The sequence below is a fragment of the Tessaracoccus luoxuelianae genome (genome assembly GCF_054483915.1).
Window position 1 is genome coordinate 1,201,196 of the sequence record NZ_CM137013.1, and the last position, 16,414, is coordinate 1,217,609.

Below are 16,414 nucleotides of genomic sequence, written 5' to 3' on the forward strand. Positions count from 1 at the left end.
GGTGGCTGGTCGGCCGGGTGAGAGTGGCGCCCCGACGTCGTTGGCCAGACTTTGGAGGGCTGTGGGAAGTACGGGTAGGCGGGGATCCTGCGTTGGGGTGAATCGACCCCCGCTGGCCCCTACCCCCCACGGAGGTCAACATTGGCTGCCCAACCCGATTCGCCGCGCCCGGATGCACGCGGCGAGGTCCTCCTCACCGTGGCCATGATGGTCCTCACCGCGGTGGCCGCGGTCATGCTCAGCCTCGACCTGCTCGTGGTCGCGCGCGCCGACGATTGGCGGGTGCTCACGGTTCTGAGGCTCGGCGCACTGGTGGTGGTCCTGACCGTGCTGGTGTCCGGCAACGTGGTCTACCAGGTCTCACGACTCGGCTACCTGCTTCGGACGCAGGCACACGAGGCCCCGTCGTTCGGTGCGCTCATCGAGGAGAGCTGGGAGGACGCGGAGCCCATCGTCGCGCTGGTCCCCTCGTTCAAGGAGGATCAGCGGACCATCCGTCAGACCCTCACCTCGGCCGTGTTCCAGCATCACCCCAAACTCCGGGTGGCGCTGCTCCTCGATGACCCGCCCTGGCCGGCCGACGACGAGAGCAGAGAGCTGCTCGCCGCCGGGCTGCGCGTCCCGGAGGAGGTCACTGCCACTCTGGCAGAGGCGAGAGGAATAGTTGAGGTCGGGTACACCAGCTTCCTCGCCTCGGAGGGGGAGGAGCCGCACGGGCCCGGGGCCCTGCTGCGCACCCTGGACTCGCTCGCCAGCTGGGCGCGCCACCGGGCCGCGCTCGAGGTGATCGCGGACCACACCGACGCGCACTTCGTGGAGGTGACCTGGCGGCGGCAGGCCCAGCTCCTGGAGGAGCGCCTGAGGATGCTGGCCGACCGGGATCCCCGCGGCTGGTCCAGGGCCGGGATCCTGCGCGAGTTCGGCCGGCTTCTGGAGGCCTACACGTGCGAGGTGTCCGCCTTCCAGCGAAAGCGCCACGCCAACCTCACCCACGAACACAACAAGGCGGCCAACCTCAACGCCTACATCGACCTCCTCGGCTCCAACGTCAGGGAGGTCGAGGGGGCACAGGGCCTGTGGCTGGAACGCGTCGAGGCAGGTCGTGGCCTGCCGGTCCCGGACGCTTCCTTCGTCCTCACGCTGGACGCGGACAGCCTGCTCGACCCGGAGTATGCGCTCCGCCTGTCGGCCACGTTCGCCGCGCCCGGCAACGAGCGTCTGGCCGTGGTCCAGACCCCCTACACCGCCATCCCCGGGGCAACCGGACTGCTGGAGCGGATCGCCGGCGCCACCACCGACATCCAATACATCGTGCACCAGGGATTCACGTGGTGCGGGGCGACGTTCTGGGTGGGGGCCAACGCGCTGCTGCGCAAGGAGGCGCTGATGGACATCCGGGCCGAGGACACCGAGCGCGGCCATACCATCGCGCGCTACATCCAGGACCGGACCGTGATCGAGGACACGGAGTCCACCTTGGACCTCGCCGAGCGTGGATGGGACCTGCACAACGTCCCCCAGAGGCTCGCCTGGAGCGCCACCCCACCGGACTTCGGCTCATTGGCCATCCAGCGCAGCCGATGGGCGAACGGGGGGCTGCTCATCGCCCCCAAGGCGCTCCGGCGGCTGCTCGCGAGACCCCTCGACCGGCTGGCGGTGCCCGCGTTCCTGATCAGGATGCACTACCTCACCTCCATCGCCACGGGAAGCCTTGGGCTCCTGGCCCTCCTGTTCCTCCCGCTGGGCGGCGACGAGCTGCGCAGCCTCTGGCTTCCGCTGATCTCTGCACCGTACTTCGTCCTCTACGCCCGCGACCTCGTGCTGAGCGGGTACCGGACCACCGACATGGGGCGGGTGTTCGCGCTGAACCTGATGCTGGTCCCGGTGCACCTGGCCGGGGTGTTCAAGTCCATCCACCAGGGTCTCACCGGCAAACGGATCCCCTTCGGCCGAACCCCCAAGGTGAGCGGCCGCACGGCGGCCCCGGCCTGGGCGGTCCTCTCCATCTGGGTGATGACTCTCTGGTGCGTCGTCTCGGTCGGGGTGGCTGTGGCCACTGGCCGGTGGATCAACGCCACCGGGGCGGCTGTCACCGGGGCGGCACTCGCGTACGCGGCGGTGGCCTTCATCGGCCTCCGTGAGGGGGTTGAGGACATCGGCCGGATGAGGCCGGGGCTGCGGCCCCGGGCCAGCGGGCCTCGTCGCCGGCTTCAGCCGATGGCGTAAGCGGTTCCCTAGGATGGCGGCATGCCTCTCGACGCCACCGCGCTCCGTTCCAGCCTGCGGGCGGCCCGATTCACCGTCGACGCCGTCCTGGACAGGATCGGCGAGGAGGGGCAGGCCGGCCTCGGCCGCAACTGCACGGTTCCGGCCGACCTGGCCCTGGGCGAGGCCACGGATCCGCTGGCGACGCTGATCAGGCTGTTCATCCTCCAGCAGGTGCTCCCGGAGCGGCAGGTGCGCGCCGCGTTGGACCTGACACCGCTCCTCGACGCCGGGTATCTGGCGCGCGATGCGGACGGCATCAGGGCGGGGGTCGACATCCGGCCCTACGGTTCTCCCGACGACGGTGCGACGGGGTGGATCGTGGCCGATCCGACGCCCGGAATGAACGGGCGGACCGAGCCCACCCGGCCGGACTATGTGCTCGGCGTCTCGCCGGCGTCGACCACGCTGGCCCAGCTCACGATGCGCCGCACCGTCGGCTCCGTCCTTGACCTGGGGACGGGGTGCGCGGTCCAGTCCCTGCATCTCGCCCGGCACGCCCCGCGCGTGGTGGCCACCGACGTGAACCCCCGGGCCCTTGAGCTGGCCCGCCTCACCGCCGCTCTCAACGAGGTTGTGGTGGACATCCGTGAGGGGTCGCTCTACGAGCCGGTGTCCGGCGAGCGCTTCGACCTGATCGTGTCCAATCCGCCGTTCGTGATGAGCCCACCCAGCGAGGAGGCCAGCACCCTGGCCTACCGGGAGACCAACTTCGAGGGTGACTCACTGCTGGAGCAGTTGGTCCGTGGGGCTGCTGCGCACCTCAATCCCGGAGGTAGCCTCCAGCTGCTCACCAACTGGGCCATCCTGGGGGACTCCTGGGAGGAACGGCTGGCCGGGTGGGTGCCGGAAGGGTGCGACGCCTGGGTGATCGAGCGCGAGCGCCTCGACATCTTCTCCTACATCGAGATGTGGCTGACCGACGCAGGGCTGTCCGGCTCGCCCCGGTGGCGCGCGGCCTACAACGAGTGGCTGGACTACTTCGAGAGGCTCGGCATCAGGGCCGTCGGCATGGGCTGGATCCTGGTGACCCGCGCGGAGCGTGCCGAGCCGCACGTCCGGTGCGAGAGCTGGCCCCACGCCGTCGCCCAGCCGGTCGGGGACGTGTTCGCCCGGCACGCCGAGGCGGTCACGGCCGCGACACTCCCGCTCGGCGAGCTCCTCGAGACCTCTCCCCGGCTGGTGGGCGTCGACCAGGAGACCATCGGTTCCCCGGGGGCGGAGCATCCCGAGCACATCGTCTTCCGGCAGCGTGGGGGGCTCCGCAGGGCGATCAAGGCGGACACGGCTCTGTCCGCCGTCCTGGGATCCCTCGACGGCGACCTGACGCTGGGTCAGGTGATCAGCGCCGTGGCGCAGGTGCTGGATCTGGACGCCGCCGAACTGGCCGCGGCCGTCGTGCCCGAGGTGCGCGTCGCGCTGCTGGACCAGCTGCTGCGTCCCGACGGCGGGCAGGCCCCGCGCGGCTGACGGGCCCCCGCCGCGACACCCGAGGCTCGGGCCACGTTGACAGCACAGGCTATTGTTCGGAGAGTTTCCCGACCGGAGGGCTGAATCACCTATGGCTGCCAAGCGTCTCGTGATCGTCGAGTCGCCGACGAAGGCGACAAAGATCGCCGGTTTCCTCGGCTCCGACTACATCGTCGAGTCCAGCCGAGGCCACGTCCGCGACCTCCCCACGTCGGCCGCCGAGGTGCCCGCCAAGTACAAGGGCGAGAAGTGGGCGCGCACCGGCGTGGACGTGGACAACGACTTCCGTGCCATCTACGTGGTCTCGCCGGACAAACGCTCCACCATGAAGGACCTGAAGGCCAAGCTCGCCGGAGTCGATGAACTCCTGCTGGCTACCGACGGTGACCGCGAGGGCGAGGCCATCGCGTGGCACCTCATGGACGAGCTGAAGCCGAAGGTGCCGGTCAAGCGGATGGTGTTCCACGAGATCACCAGGTCCGCCATCGAGGAGGCGGTCACCAATCCCCGGGAGCTCGACGTCGACCTGGTCGACGCGCAGGAAACCCGACGCATCCTGGACCGGCTCTACGGCTACGAGGTCTCTCCCGTGCTGTGGAAGAAGGTCATGCCGAGGCTCTCGGCGGGCCGCGTGCAGTCTGTGGCCACGAGGCTCGTCGTCGATCGGGAGCGTGAGCGCATCGCCTTTGTTCCCGCGTCCTACTGGGATCTCGACACCCACCTCGACGCCGGACCGGACGCGGACCCCCGCAACTTTCCGGCCCGGCTCGCCACCGTCGGGGGAGTGCGGGTGGCACAGGGCCGCGACTTCGACGCGGAGGGCCGGCTGACGGCCCAGGACGTCCTCGTCCTCGACGAGGCGTCCGCCCGGGCCCTCGCGGACGCTCTCCGCGCCTCATCCGTCACGGTGGGGGCGGTCGAGGCGAAGCCCTACACGCGCAAGCCGTACGAGCCGTTCCGTACCACCACGCTGCAGCAGGAGGCCGGCCGCAAGCTCGGGTTCACGGCCCAGCGCGCCATGTCGGTGGCCCAGGAGCTCTACGAGAAGGGCTTTATCACCTACATGCGAACGGACTCCGTGACGCTGGCAGGGCAGGCCATCGCGGCCGCGCGCGCCCAGGTCAAGGAGCTCTTCGGCGAGAGGTACCTCCCCGCGCAGCCCCGGGTCTACACCTCGAAGGTCAAGAACGCCCAGGAGGCCCACGAGGCTATCCGTCCCGCGGGCGACACATTCCGCCACCCGGACCAGACCGGCCTCGTCGGGGACACTTTCCGCCTCTATCAGCTCATCTGGCGCCGCACCCTGGCCTCCCAGATGGCCGATGCCAAGGGCGAGTCGCTCACCATCCGCATTGACGCGTCCTTCGCCCCCACCGTCGTGGGGGGCTCGGAGGTGACCACCGGTGGTCTGGTCGCGTCGGGGCGCACCATCACCTTCCCGGGCTTCCTCAAGGCCTACGTGCAGGGGGTCGACGACGAGTCCGCCTCTGATGATCAGCAGACGCGCCTCCCCATCCTGACGCAGGGCCAGGGGCTGGAGGTCGCCAGGGTGGAGGCGGCGGGCCACGAGACCCGTCCGCCCGCGCGCTACACCGAGCCGTCGCTGGTGGCGAAGCTGGAGGAGCTGGAGATCGGCCGCCCCTCCACTTACGCCTCCATCATCCGCACCATCACGGCCCGCGATTACGTCTTCAAGAAGGGCTCCGCCCTGGTGCCGACGTGGCTGGCGTTCGCCGTCACCAGGCTTCTGGAGGAGCATTTCTCCGAGCTGGTGGACTACGCCTTCACCGCGCAGCTGGAGGATCAGCTCGACGAGATCGCCTCTGGGAAGGCCAAGCGGCTCACGGTGCTCTCGGAGTTCTACCGCGGGCCTGAGGGCAGCGCGCACCACGGCCTGGAGACGCTGGTGACCGAGCTGGGGGAGATCGACGCCCGTGCGCTCTCCACGTTCCCGTTGCGTGACTCGGGTATCGACGTGCGGGTGGGCCGCTACGGCACCTACGTCGAGTCGTCGGACGGCCGCCGGGCCAACGTCCCCGACGACCTGGCCCCGGACGGTCTGACCGTCGAGGTGGCGGAGGAACTGCTGAGTAAGCCACTCGACGAGGAGCGCGAGCTGGGCGTGGACGAGGCCTCCGGAAACCTGATCGTGGCCAAGAACGGGCGCTACGGCCCGTACGTCACCGAGGTCCTCCCGGAGGACGCCCCCAAGTCCGCCAAGCCGCGCACGGGCTCGCTGTTTCAGTCCATGTCGCTGGACTCCATGGACCTCCCCACGGCCTTGAAGCTGATGAGCCTGCCCCGCGTGGTGGGTGCGGACGCCGACGGGGTGGAGATCACCGCCCAGAACGGCCGCTACGGCCCCTACCTGAAGCGCGGCACGGACTCCCGCTCGCTGGCCAGCGAGGATCAGATCTTCGGCATCACGCTGGAGGAGGCCCTCGCCATCTACGCGCAGCCCAAGACCCGCGGACGTGCCGCGGCGGCGGCGCCCCTGAAGGAGTTCGGGGCGGATCCGGTCTCCGGCAAGCCCGTGGTGCTCAAGTCGGGCCGGTTCGGCCCCTACGTCACCGACGGGGAGACCAACGCCACCCTGCGCCGCGACGACGACCCGGAGGCGATCACGCCCGAGCGCGCGTTCGAGATGATCGCCGAGAAGCGTGCGAAGGGACCCGCGAAGAAGCCTGCCCCGAAGCGGGCCCCGGCGGCCAGGAAGCCCGCCGCGAAGACCGCGGCCAGGAAGCCCGCCGCCCGCACCACGAAGAAGGCGTGACCGCTTCGCCGCCACTAGTGTCCTGCGCCAGAAGTTCGTTGATGGGTGGCGGTGTCCCAGGGGATGGATCGCAAGGCCGACGAGCGAAGTAGCACTTGGTTGTTCGTCGAGCGAGGAGAACGCGGCGAGGCGCCGCTGGGGCGCCGTCAATCGCAGCGAGTTTCTGGCGCAGGACACTAGGGTTGGCGCATGGCTAAGAAGCGTCGCTCCGTGCTCAGGCTGGAGGTCCCCTTCAGTTCGGATCCGCCGCGGCTGACCTCAGAGGCGGTGGGCCTGCCGAGGATCCTGCGCCGGCCGGCCGCGTCCTACACCATGGACGTCACCATCCTCGACGTCGACGACGCCCGTCTGCTGCGGGCGGGGGTGATCGTGGCGCACCGGGTGATCGAGGGCACCGGGGAGTGGTACCTCGCGGCTCAGGGCTGGGCGCCACACCTCCCCGCTGAACAGGTGGAGCCGCTGGGCGCCTCCGGGGACCTGCCGGAGCACTACGCGCGCCTGATCCGGCCCCTCACGCGGAGGGGGGTCCTGGGCCCTTTGGCCGCGTTGCACTGCGAGCGCGACGAATGGGCGCTGCGCACCAGCGAGGGCCAGGTCGCCGCCGTCGTCCGGGACGAGCGGGTGAGGATCCGTCGCAGCGGCATCACCACCGCCCGCTACCGCGAGATCACCATCACCCCGACTGAGCATCTGACCGGTCAGCAGCGCGAGTTCCTCGTCAGTGCGGCGATGGCGGTCAACGCCACCGTCGTGGACCAGTACCCCACCGTCGCGCAGCGGCTGGGTGCGCCCGCAACGGGACTGACGAGCTTCCCGCGGCCGCGGGAGACGCGCCCGGACCCGTCCCTGGAGGAGTACGTCAGCTCGCTCTTCGCCGAGCATCTTCAGGGCATCGTGCGGGTGGATCTGGCGCGCAGAGCCACCTCGTTGGAAGACCTGGGCGATGTCAACGCCCGCCTCTGGGCGTTCGGACGCGACCTCCGCGGGCTGGCGCCGGTGCTCGAGCCCTCGTGGCGCGAGGCCACGGAGCGCTCGCTCGCCGGACTGCCGTACTCATCGCCGGCGGAGGCGGAGAGCCCGCTGCTGGATGTCATCGACGCCCTGGTGGGGGCCGCCCGGGCACCCAGGCTGGGAGACCTGGCGCACAAGCAGGCGGGTGAGCAGCTGTACCACCGCGCTGAGCAGGCCACCCTCATCCTGGCCGACCGGTGCCGCTCCCTCACAGCGGACTCTCCGGATGACCAGTGGCAGGGAGCGCTGCGCGCCGCCGAGCAGCTCGAGGTGGTGGTGGGGGTGGCTGCCCCCCTGTTCCCGAAGGTGGTGACCCGCATTCTGCGCCGGCTCGCGGACGTGACGCAGGAGCTGCGCGGGTGCGCGCTGGGCACGTTCGCTGGAGATCCCGCCCTCGACGGGTTGAGCGCGGCTCAGGCGTTCGCCCTCGGCCGGGACGCCGAACGCAAACGCGCCCTGGTCAAGGCGCGACGCGAGGCGTTCATCGAGCGCTGGCCGGCGCGCGTCGTAGAGGCCCGGAAGCTGATGCTGCGAGCCAAGAAGAAGCAGGCGAAGAAGCGGTGACGGGCGCGTTCATCGTCTTCGAGGGCGGCGACGCGGTGGGCAAGACCACCCAGGTGGAACGCCTGTCGGCCTGGCTGACACAGCGGGAGGCGCCGCACCTGACGACCCGCCAACCCGGCGGGACCCAGGTGGGCAACGAGCTCCGCCGACTGGTGCTGGACCCGGCGATGGGCCATGTTGACGCCCGCGCGGAGGCACTGATGTACGCGGCGGACAAGGCCCAACACGTGCACGAGCTGATCGCACCCGCGCTGGAGCGGGGAGAGACGGTGGTCTGCGACCGCTATGTGGACTCGATGATCGCCTACCAGGGGGCTGGTCGGGCCCTGGACATCGAGGATGTGGCGCGGATCGCATGGTGGGCCGTCGACGGGCTGAGGCCGCATCTGACCGTCCTGCTGGATGCGGATCCCTCGGATGCCGTGGAAGGGCTCTCCGAGAAGGACCGCCTCGAGGGGGCGGGGATTGCCCTCCACCGCCGCGCCCGCCACTTCTTCCTCGATCTGGCCGCTCAGGATCCGGAGCGCTACCTCGTGCTCGACGCCAGGGCCACGCGCGACGAGCTGGCCGGCGCCATCGCGGCACGCGTCGGGGCGCTGCTCGGGTTCGCCTGAGCGAACCGTCTGCGGGCCATGGCAGGATGGCGCCATGGGCGATGTGTTCTCCGAACTGATCGGGCAGGAGCGCGCCGTCGCCACCCTCCGTCGCGCCGTCGAAGGGCGTAGCCACGCCATGAGCCACGCGTGGCTCTTCGTGGGGCCCCCCGGTTCCGGCAGATCCAACGCCGCCAAGGCGTTCGCCGCGGCCCTGCAGTGCGCCGACGGCGGCTGCGGGCACTGCCAGGAGTGCCGCACCACGCTGTCGGGGGCCCATCCTGACGTCACCCTGCTCCGGACCGAACAACTCTCCATCGGGGTCGACGAGGTGCGCGCGCTGGTGGGCCGTTCCAGCATGGCCCCGGTGAAGAACCGCTACCAGATCGTCGTGGTGGAGGACGCGGACCGGATCACGGAGCGAGGCGCGGACGCCCTCCTCAAGGGCCTGGAGGAGCCGGCGCCGAAGACGGTGTGGCTGCTGTGCGCGCCCAGCGCGGACGACGTCATCATCACCATCCGGTCGCGGTGCCGGGGCATCAAGCTGGTGACCCCCAGCGATGACGCGGTGGCCGAGCTGCTGGTGGCCCGCGACGCCATCTCCCCGGCGCTGGCGGCGCACGCGGCGCGGGCCGCGCAGGGTCACGTCGGCCGCGCCCGGGTGCTGGCTCGTTCGGAGTCGGCGCGGATCAGGCGCCGCGAGATCCTCTCGCTTCCAGGGAAGCTCAACTCCGTCACCGCGTGCCTCACCGCGGCGGAGAACCTGGTCTCCTCCAGCGCGGAGGAGGCGGCGGCGGTCACCGGCGAACTGGACGCCAAGGAGCTGGCCTCGCTGCAGGAGATGCTGGGCCTCGGCGGTCGGGGCGCCAAGCCGCGCAACGCGCAGGCGGCGGTGAGGGACCTGGAGGACCAGCAGAAGGCGCGCGGCAAGCGGCTGCAGCGTGACGCGCTGGATCGTGTGCTGACCGAGCTCACCGGCTACTACCGCGACGTCCTGGTGCGCCAGACGGCTCCTGAGGTGCCGCTGGTCAACGCGGACCTGGCGGACGAGATAGAGCCCGTGGCGCGCCGCTCCACCCCGGAACAGACCGTCCGCGCCCTGGACGCCATCCTGCAGGCGCGCGCGGCGTTGGAGGGTAACGTGGCGCCCCTGCTCGCGCTGGAGGCGCTCCTGATCAGCCTGTCGCTCGCCGCCCGGACCTGACCTCGCGGGCGTGTCACCCGGACCGCGGCGCGGTACTGGTGCCAAGATGAACAGCACGACTGCCCACGGATAGGGGAACTCATGTCCAACAATGATTGGGTCCAGGAAGGCACGCCTCGCGACGAGGAGTGGACGGCTGAGCAGGACGAGTACGGAGTGCCGGTGGAACCAGCTGAGTGGGATGACTACGCCTCGGAGCAGACAGTGCCCGTTCCCCCCGCGCCGATCCAGCCGGCCGCGGAGGTCGAGCCAGTTGAGCCCACCCAGGAGGAGCCGATGGCGGTCGAGGCGGACCAGCAGCCGGACGAGGAGTGGCAGGCGGAGGAGCCGGCGTCGGCGGATGTCTCCGGGGCTGAGGGGTCACGCCAGGGCGTCGAGGACGATTGGGTGGCCGACGAGGCGGGTGCGGACTCCCCGGAGCAGCAGATGGCCGATGGCACAGTGGCCGACGAGGAGCCCATCGTCGAGGACGAGGCTTCAATCGAGGAACCCGTCGTCGAGGAGCGTGTCGTCGAGGATGAGCCGGTCGTCGAGGAGCGTGTCGTCGAGGATGAGCCGATCGTCGAGGAAGCCATGGCAGAGGATGAGCCCGTCGCCGACGAAGAGCCCGTCATCGAGACGCCGGCGGCCGTAGGGTCCTTCGGTCGCCCAGTGGACCGCGACCCCCTGAGCGAGGACGATTCCGAGTCGACGCGCGCCATGCCGGTGCTGGCCGCCGCGGGGACCGCCGGGGCGACCGGGACGGCGGGCGCCGCATCCGGCGCTGCCCCAGCCGTGGCGGGCGCCGCCACGCTTGCCGGGCTCTACCGAGCAGACCGCGACCGTGCAGACGAGACCCGGGTGATCGACGGTTCCCAGCGCCAGAGTTATGACGATGAGCTCGCGGAGGAGGAGCGCCAGGCGCACCAGTTGAGGGCGGACAAGGAGGCGCGCAACCAACGCCTGGGGCTGGTCCAGACCTCGGACGCCAATGCCGTCCGGGACCCGAGGCCGCTCCGCCGCCCTGGCGTCGGTCACTTCGGCAGCTTCGGGCTCTTCGTGCTCCGACTCGTCACCGCCGCGATCATCGGGGTTGTGGGCTACCAGGTGCTCAGCGACATCGACGCCACCGCCGAGTTCCTCGGCGCAACCCTGATCCCGGAGCCGCGCCTGGTGGCGTGGATCATCGGATTCGGGCTCGCGGTGCTCGCGGTGCTGCTCGTCATCGGGCTCGCGGTGAGGGTGGCCGGCCTCCTCCTGGCTGTGGTGGCCGTGGGGTCGTTGGTGTTCATCCGGTGGGGCCAGTTCAGCCCCTTCGTGGCCGGCATGGAGGGGTTCCTGGGGGACCACGACCTCCTCCTGGCAGCCGTCGGCATCCTCTTCTTCTCGCTGGGGGGCGGGCGTTGGGGTATCGACGGCGCGTTCGTCAAGGCGAGGGAGACCGCCCGGGAGGCGAAGCACTGACCGCTGGGCTGGGAGCCAGAGGCCACCGTCGGAGCGCTTGGTCCGGTCACTAGGCTGTGGGCATGGCACGGGTGATGGCTGTCGCCTTCGAGCGGTACGGCCAACTGCACTACCTCGACCCTGGGGACCGTCAGTACGCGGTGGGAGACTGGGTCCTTTTCCCCACGCCCGACGGCGAGGAGGTAGCCCAGTGCGTCTGGGCACCGGAATCCGTGGCCGAAGGCTTCGAAGGGCTCCCCGTCTGCCCCGGCCCCGCCACCGCGTCGGACCTTGAGCGTGATCGATCGAACCGGCGGATCCGCACCGAGGCGGCGGACGTCGCCAGGTCGCTGATCGCGAAGCACCGCCTGCCGATGAAGGTGGTGGGTGTGGACTTCCTGGACCGCTCGGCGGATTTCGACCGCATTGTCGCGGTGTACTACACGGCCCCCCACCGGGTGGATTTCCGCACCCTCCTGGGTGACCTCGCGCGGGCTCTGGATGCCCGGATCGACCTGCGGCAGGTGGGTGCGCGGGATGCCGCCCGGCTGATCGGTGGAGTGGGCAGCTGCGGCCGGGAGTTCTGCTGCACCACCTTCCTCACGGACTTCGAGCCGGTGTCCATGCGGCTTGCCCGCGTGCAGGGCCTGCCCCCCAACCCCCTGCAGATCTCGGGCGCCTGCGGACGGTTGATGTGCTGCCTGAAGTACGAACACCCGCTCTATGTGGACTTCATCCAGCGCGCACCGGCCGTCGGGGAGCAGGTGAGCATCGACGGGGAACCCGGAGTTGTCACGGGACACAGCGTCACCGAGCAGCTGGTCACGGTTCGCCAGGGCGGCGGCGAGATCGTGCGCTGCCCGCTGGAGTCGGTATGTTCGACGGCGCGTGGGCGCAGCGCCTTCGCCCAGGGGTCGGCCGGGAAGGGTGCGGATGAGTAGGAGAGTCAACCTCGTCCAGGCGGTGCTCGGGATGATCGCCCTGGCCCTGGTGGCCACCCTGTTCATGGGCGGTTTCGTGGGGGGCACCAACAGGGACGAGCCCGCCTCGCCCAACACGCCTGGGCCCGCCACGCCGTCGGCGGTGGATCCGGGCGCACGGATGCCGGGTGTGCCGGAGCGCCCCATCGCGGAGCATGAGACGTTCCCGGCCAAGCCAGGGCAGAACGAGGACAGGCTCCTGGACTACCAGCCGTCGGTGGAACCGGCGGTGGATCTCCTCCCCTCGGCCGGGGACCTCGAGGCGTACGCCAGCCAGGTGGTGGACTGGGCGCTGTGCGACGACGGCTCCGGCGGGCAGTGCGCCACCGTGCAGGTGCCCCTGGACTGGGAGAACCCGGCCGGGGAGGCCATCGAGATCGCGGTGCGCCGGGTGGTCGACGGTGACTCCTCTCGCGGCCCCCTCTTCGTCAATCCCGGCGGCCCCGGCTTCGGCGGCCAGGAGCTGGCGCAGCGCCTCGCCGGGAGGTGGACCAACTTCGACACCATCGGCTGGGATCCCCGCGGCACGGGGGAGTCGACCACGGTGGTCTGCGGCACCCTGGAGCAGACCGACGAGATCATGGAACTCGACGCGAGCCCCGACGACCAGGCTGAGGACCTCGCGTTGCAGCAGGGTGCCGAGGACTTCGCCCAGCAGTGCAGGGACAGCTCGGGGGAGTTGCTGGATCACATCAGCACCATCGACGTGGTGCGCGACCTGGACCTCCTGCGTCACCTCCTGGGCGCCGACAAGCTCAACTACGTCGGTGTCTCCTATGGCACGTACGTGGGCGCGATGTACGCGCAGCTGTTCCCGGGTTCGGTTGGCCGGCTCGTGCTCGACGCGGCGGTGGACATCACCGGCGAGGGGGACGTCCCCCAGACGGAGGGCTTCGAGCGGGCGATGGGCAACTTCACCCAGTGGTGCGCCGGATCGGACCTCTGCAGCCTTGGGGACGACCAGGCCGAGATCACCGACGGCATCGACGACTTCCTTACGGGCCTGGACTCGGCGCCCCTCCAGGTGGAAGGACGCGTCCTCACCCAGACCATGGCGGCCACCGGAATCGCCTTGTACCTCTACGAGGACGAGGAGGCGTACCGAAGCCTGGCCGAGGTCATCGCCAACGCCATGGCGGGAGACGGGGAGGCGCTGCTGTACTCCGCGGACCTCCTCAACGGGCGTGGACCCGCCGGCTACGACACGATCGCCTACGCGTTCCCCGCCATGGTGTGCGCCGACGCCGCGGACGAGGGCATCGCCCCCGTGCCCCAGGAGTGGCGCGACACCTTCGATGAGGCCCCCCTCATGGCGCCCCACATGGGGATGGGCTACACCTGCCAGCTGTGGACGGCTGAGCCGGCACCCCAGATCAGGATCACCGCCGCGGGCGCGCCCCCCATCCTCGTCGTCGGCACCACAGGGGATTCGGCCACTCCCTACGAGCAGGCCCAGTCCATGGCGGACCAGCTGGAATCCGGCACGCTCCTGACCCTTGACGGGGCGGGCCACGGGGCAGTCACGGGAGACAACCGATGCATCGCCGAAGCTGTCGACGCCTACCTGTATGACGGCGTGGCCCCCGAGGACGGCAAGACCTGCTCCTGAACGGGAGGGGCCGCACGCTCGACGCTTTGCCGCAAGGAAGCGTCGCCGGTATAGTTCCAGCTTGCCGCCGCCCTAGCTCAGTTGGTAGAGCGACGCTCTCGTAAAGCGTAGGTCACGGGTTCGATTCCCGTGGGCGGCTCCAGTGCCAGGCCCTGATCCCCCGATCGGGGCCTTCGTGCCTCCTGAGAGTCGGCGCACGGTCCCGACGGCGGCACGTGGGCGGAGATCGCTAGAGTTCCGCCCATGGCCCAGTTCGATCTCCCCCTCGACGCCCTGCGCACCTACCAGCCCGACGTGCCCGAATCGCCGCGCTTCGACGAATTCTGGTCATCCACACTCGCTGGCGACGATCCCGTGGCGCTGCTCGAGGAGGCGCTGATCGACAACCGCCAGGCGCTGATCGACACCTACGACCTGACGTTCACCGGATTCGGTGGCGCCCCGGTCAAGGCGTGGCTGCACGTCCCCGCGGGTGCCAGCGGCCCGCTGCCCACCGTCGTGCGCTACCACGGCTACTCGGTCTCGCGAGGCATGCCGCTGGCCCCGGTGTTCGCCGCCGCCGGGTACGCGCAGTTCGACCTCGACAATCGGGGGCAGGGCTGGCACTCCGCGAGCGTGTTCGAGCGGACCCCGGATCTGGACGTGGCGGCGGGGGAGTTCGGCCCGGCCGGCCCTATGACGAAGGGCATCTCATCTCCGGAGACGTACTACTACCGCCGGCTCATCACCGACGCGGTGCGGATGCTTCAGCTGGCCGCCGGCCACCGGCTCGTGGACGCGTCCCGGCTGTTCGTCGCCGGAGGATCGCAGGGCGGCTACCTGACGCTCGCCGCCGCGGGGTTGGCACCGTCGGTGGGGATCAGCCTGGCCGGCGCCATGCCGGACGTGGCGTTCATGTGTCACATCCGCAGGGCGGTGGGGCTCACCGACGACGCCCCGTTCTCCGACATCGCCCGCTTCATCAGGGCGGCCCCGCACCTGGAGGACGCGGTGTGGGAGACGCTTGGCCACTTCGACGGGGTGTCGTTCGCGCGGCGGGCCGAATGCCCGGCGCTGTTCTCGGTGGCGCTGGCAGACACCATCTGCCCCCCGTCGACGGTCTTCGCGGCGCACAACGCCTACGCGGGGCCGCGCGAGATGGTCGTGTATCCGCACAGCGGCCACGAGGGTGGCCAGGACGTCCAGGTGTGGCGCCAGCTCGGCTGGCTGCGCGAGAGCCTGAGAGAGGCCGGCGTGCCCGATCTCTTCGGCGACCATCCGGACCGCTTCGCGGACCCGACGCACCGTCGCTTCCTCGTCGACCACCGCCGGGCCCTGCTCGACTTCTACCAGCCGGAGGTCTGCCTGCCCTCCGGTGGATTCGCCTGGATCGGCAGCGACGGACGCGCGATGCCGGAGATGGGGGCGCAGCTGTTCATCGGTGCCCGGATGATGCACGTCTTCTCGCTGGCCGCCCTGGAGGGTCGCCAGGGCGCCCGTGAGGTGGTCGAGCACGGGCTGGACTTCTACCTCGACGGCCCGGGCCGCGATCCTGAGTTCGACGGATGGGTTCCCGTCCTGGGCGGCGACCAGCCTCAGGACCGCAAGGAGCTCTACGGCACCGCCCAGCTCCTGCTCGCCGCCAGTACGGCCACCGCCGCCGGCTTCAGCAGAGGGCGTGCGCTGCTGGACGCTGTCTCGGCCGTCATCGACCGCCACTTCTGGCGCGAGGAGGACGGGATCTGCGTGGAGGGCTACGACCGCACGTTCACCCAGCTCGACGAGTACCGGGGCCAGAACGCCAACATGCATCTCACCGAGGCATATCTGGCCGCCTACGAGGCCACCGGGGAGGCCACCTACCTCACCCGGGCGACGTCCATCGCGCGGCGCATCGCCGCCCAGGCGGCCGGCCAGGAGGAGGGCGCGTGGCGGCTGCCCGAGCACTTCACCGCAGACTGGGAACCCGACAACCAGTACAACGCCGACGATCCCCGGCACGCCTTCAGGCCCTATGGCTCCCAGCCCGGCCACTGGCTGGAGTGGACCAAGCTGCTGCTCCAGCTCAGGGGCCTCGGCGTGGACGAATCGTGGTTGCTGCCCGCCGCGGCCGCGTTGTTCAACGGGGCGGTGCGGGACGCGTGGAGCGAAGGCTTCGTCTACACGGTGGACTGGGACGGCTCCACCGTGGTGGAGGAGCGGTTCTTCTGGGAGGTGGCCGAGGCGATGGGCGCGGCACGGTACCTGTGGCTCGCCACCGGGGACGTCTCCTACCAGGAATGGTACGAGCGGCTCTGGCGCTTCGCCGACCGGCACTTCGTGGATCATGAGCTGGGCAGCTGGCACTCGGAGCTCGACCGCAGCCTCGTGCCGGTGACCCACACCTGGGAAGGCAAGCCGGACCTCTACCACGTCTACCAGGCCACCCTGTACGCTTCACTGCCGGCAGATCAGGGCTTCGCCGCGTGGCTCACTTCAGCCGAATCGACCGCCCTGGCTTAGGAGACTCCCGGCATCACCGCTGGAGGGGGCCTTGTAGGCTGG

10 protein-coding genes and 1 tRNA gene are annotated in these 16,414 nt (G+C 70.4%); all 11 read left to right on the forward strand.

Annotated elements, in window-relative coordinates:
- Positions 1-141: 141 nt before the first annotated feature.
- The 11 genes from ACX1D1_RS05175 (at position 142) to ACX1D1_RS05225 (ending at position 16,372) form a co-directional block, all read left to right on the forward strand.
- Positions 142-2,226: a glycosyltransferase family 2 protein gene (locus ACX1D1_RS05175; RefSeq protein WP_459056197.1), complete on the forward strand. Its 2,085-nt coding sequence runs from the start codon at positions 142-144 to the stop codon at positions 2,224-2,226.
- Between the two features lie 21 nt (positions 2,227-2,247).
- Complete coding sequence (locus ACX1D1_RS05180; protein ID WP_459056198.1) at positions 2,248-3,735, forward strand: DUF7059 domain-containing protein; 1,488 nt, start codon at positions 2,248-2,250, stop codon at positions 3,733-3,735.
- A gap of 91 nt (positions 3,736-3,826) precedes the next feature.
- Positions 3,827-6,508 carry a type I DNA topoisomerase gene (topA, locus tag ACX1D1_RS05185; RefSeq protein ID WP_459056199.1) on the forward strand — a complete coding sequence of 894 codons (2,682 nt, stop codon included), beginning with the start codon at positions 3,827-3,829 and terminating at the stop codon, positions 6,506-6,508.
- A gap of 189 nt (positions 6,509-6,697) precedes the next feature.
- Positions 6,698-8,083 carry a hypothetical protein gene (locus ACX1D1_RS05190; RefSeq protein ID WP_459056200.1) on the forward strand — a complete coding sequence of 462 codons (1,386 nt, stop codon included), beginning with the start codon at positions 6,698-6,700 and terminating at the stop codon, positions 8,081-8,083.
- Positions 8,080-8,697: a dTMP kinase gene (tmk, locus tag ACX1D1_RS05195; protein ID WP_370586048.1), complete on the forward strand. Its 618-nt coding sequence runs from the start codon at positions 8,080-8,082 to the stop codon at positions 8,695-8,697. Before ACX1D1_RS05190 ends, tmk begins: the two co-directional genes overlap by 4 nt.
- A gap of 34 nt (positions 8,698-8,731) precedes the next feature.
- Positions 8,732-9,880, forward strand: a complete 1,149-nt coding sequence (locus ACX1D1_RS05200; RefSeq protein WP_459056201.1) for a DNA polymerase III subunit delta' — start codon at positions 8,732-8,734, stop codon at positions 9,878-9,880.
- Positions 9,881-9,961: 81 nt separating this feature from the next.
- Positions 9,962-11,323 (forward strand): DoxX family protein, encoded by a 1,362-nt coding sequence (locus ACX1D1_RS05205; RefSeq protein ID WP_459056202.1) that lies wholly within the window; start codon positions 9,962-9,964, stop codon positions 11,321-11,323.
- A gap of 140 nt (positions 11,324-11,463) precedes the next feature.
- A complete protein-coding gene (locus ACX1D1_RS05210) occupies positions 11,464-12,243 on the forward strand; it encodes a PSP1 domain-containing protein (RefSeq protein WP_459056541.1) in 780 nt (259 codons plus the stop codon).
- Positions 12,236-13,891, forward strand: coding sequence for an alpha/beta hydrolase (locus ACX1D1_RS05215; RefSeq protein ID WP_459056203.1), 1,656 nt, complete (start codon positions 12,236-12,238; stop codon positions 13,889-13,891). The genes ACX1D1_RS05210 and ACX1D1_RS05215 overlap by 8 nt, the downstream gene beginning before the upstream one ends.
- A gap of 66 nt (positions 13,892-13,957) precedes the next feature.
- Positions 13,958-14,033 (forward strand) — tRNA-Thr (locus tag ACX1D1_RS05220).
- 101 nt (positions 14,034-14,134) lie between these two features.
- Positions 14,135-16,372: an AGE family epimerase/isomerase gene (locus ACX1D1_RS05225; RefSeq protein ID WP_459056204.1), complete on the forward strand. Its 2,238-nt coding sequence runs from the start codon at positions 14,135-14,137 to the stop codon at positions 16,370-16,372.
- Positions 16,373-16,414 lie beyond the last annotated feature (42 nt).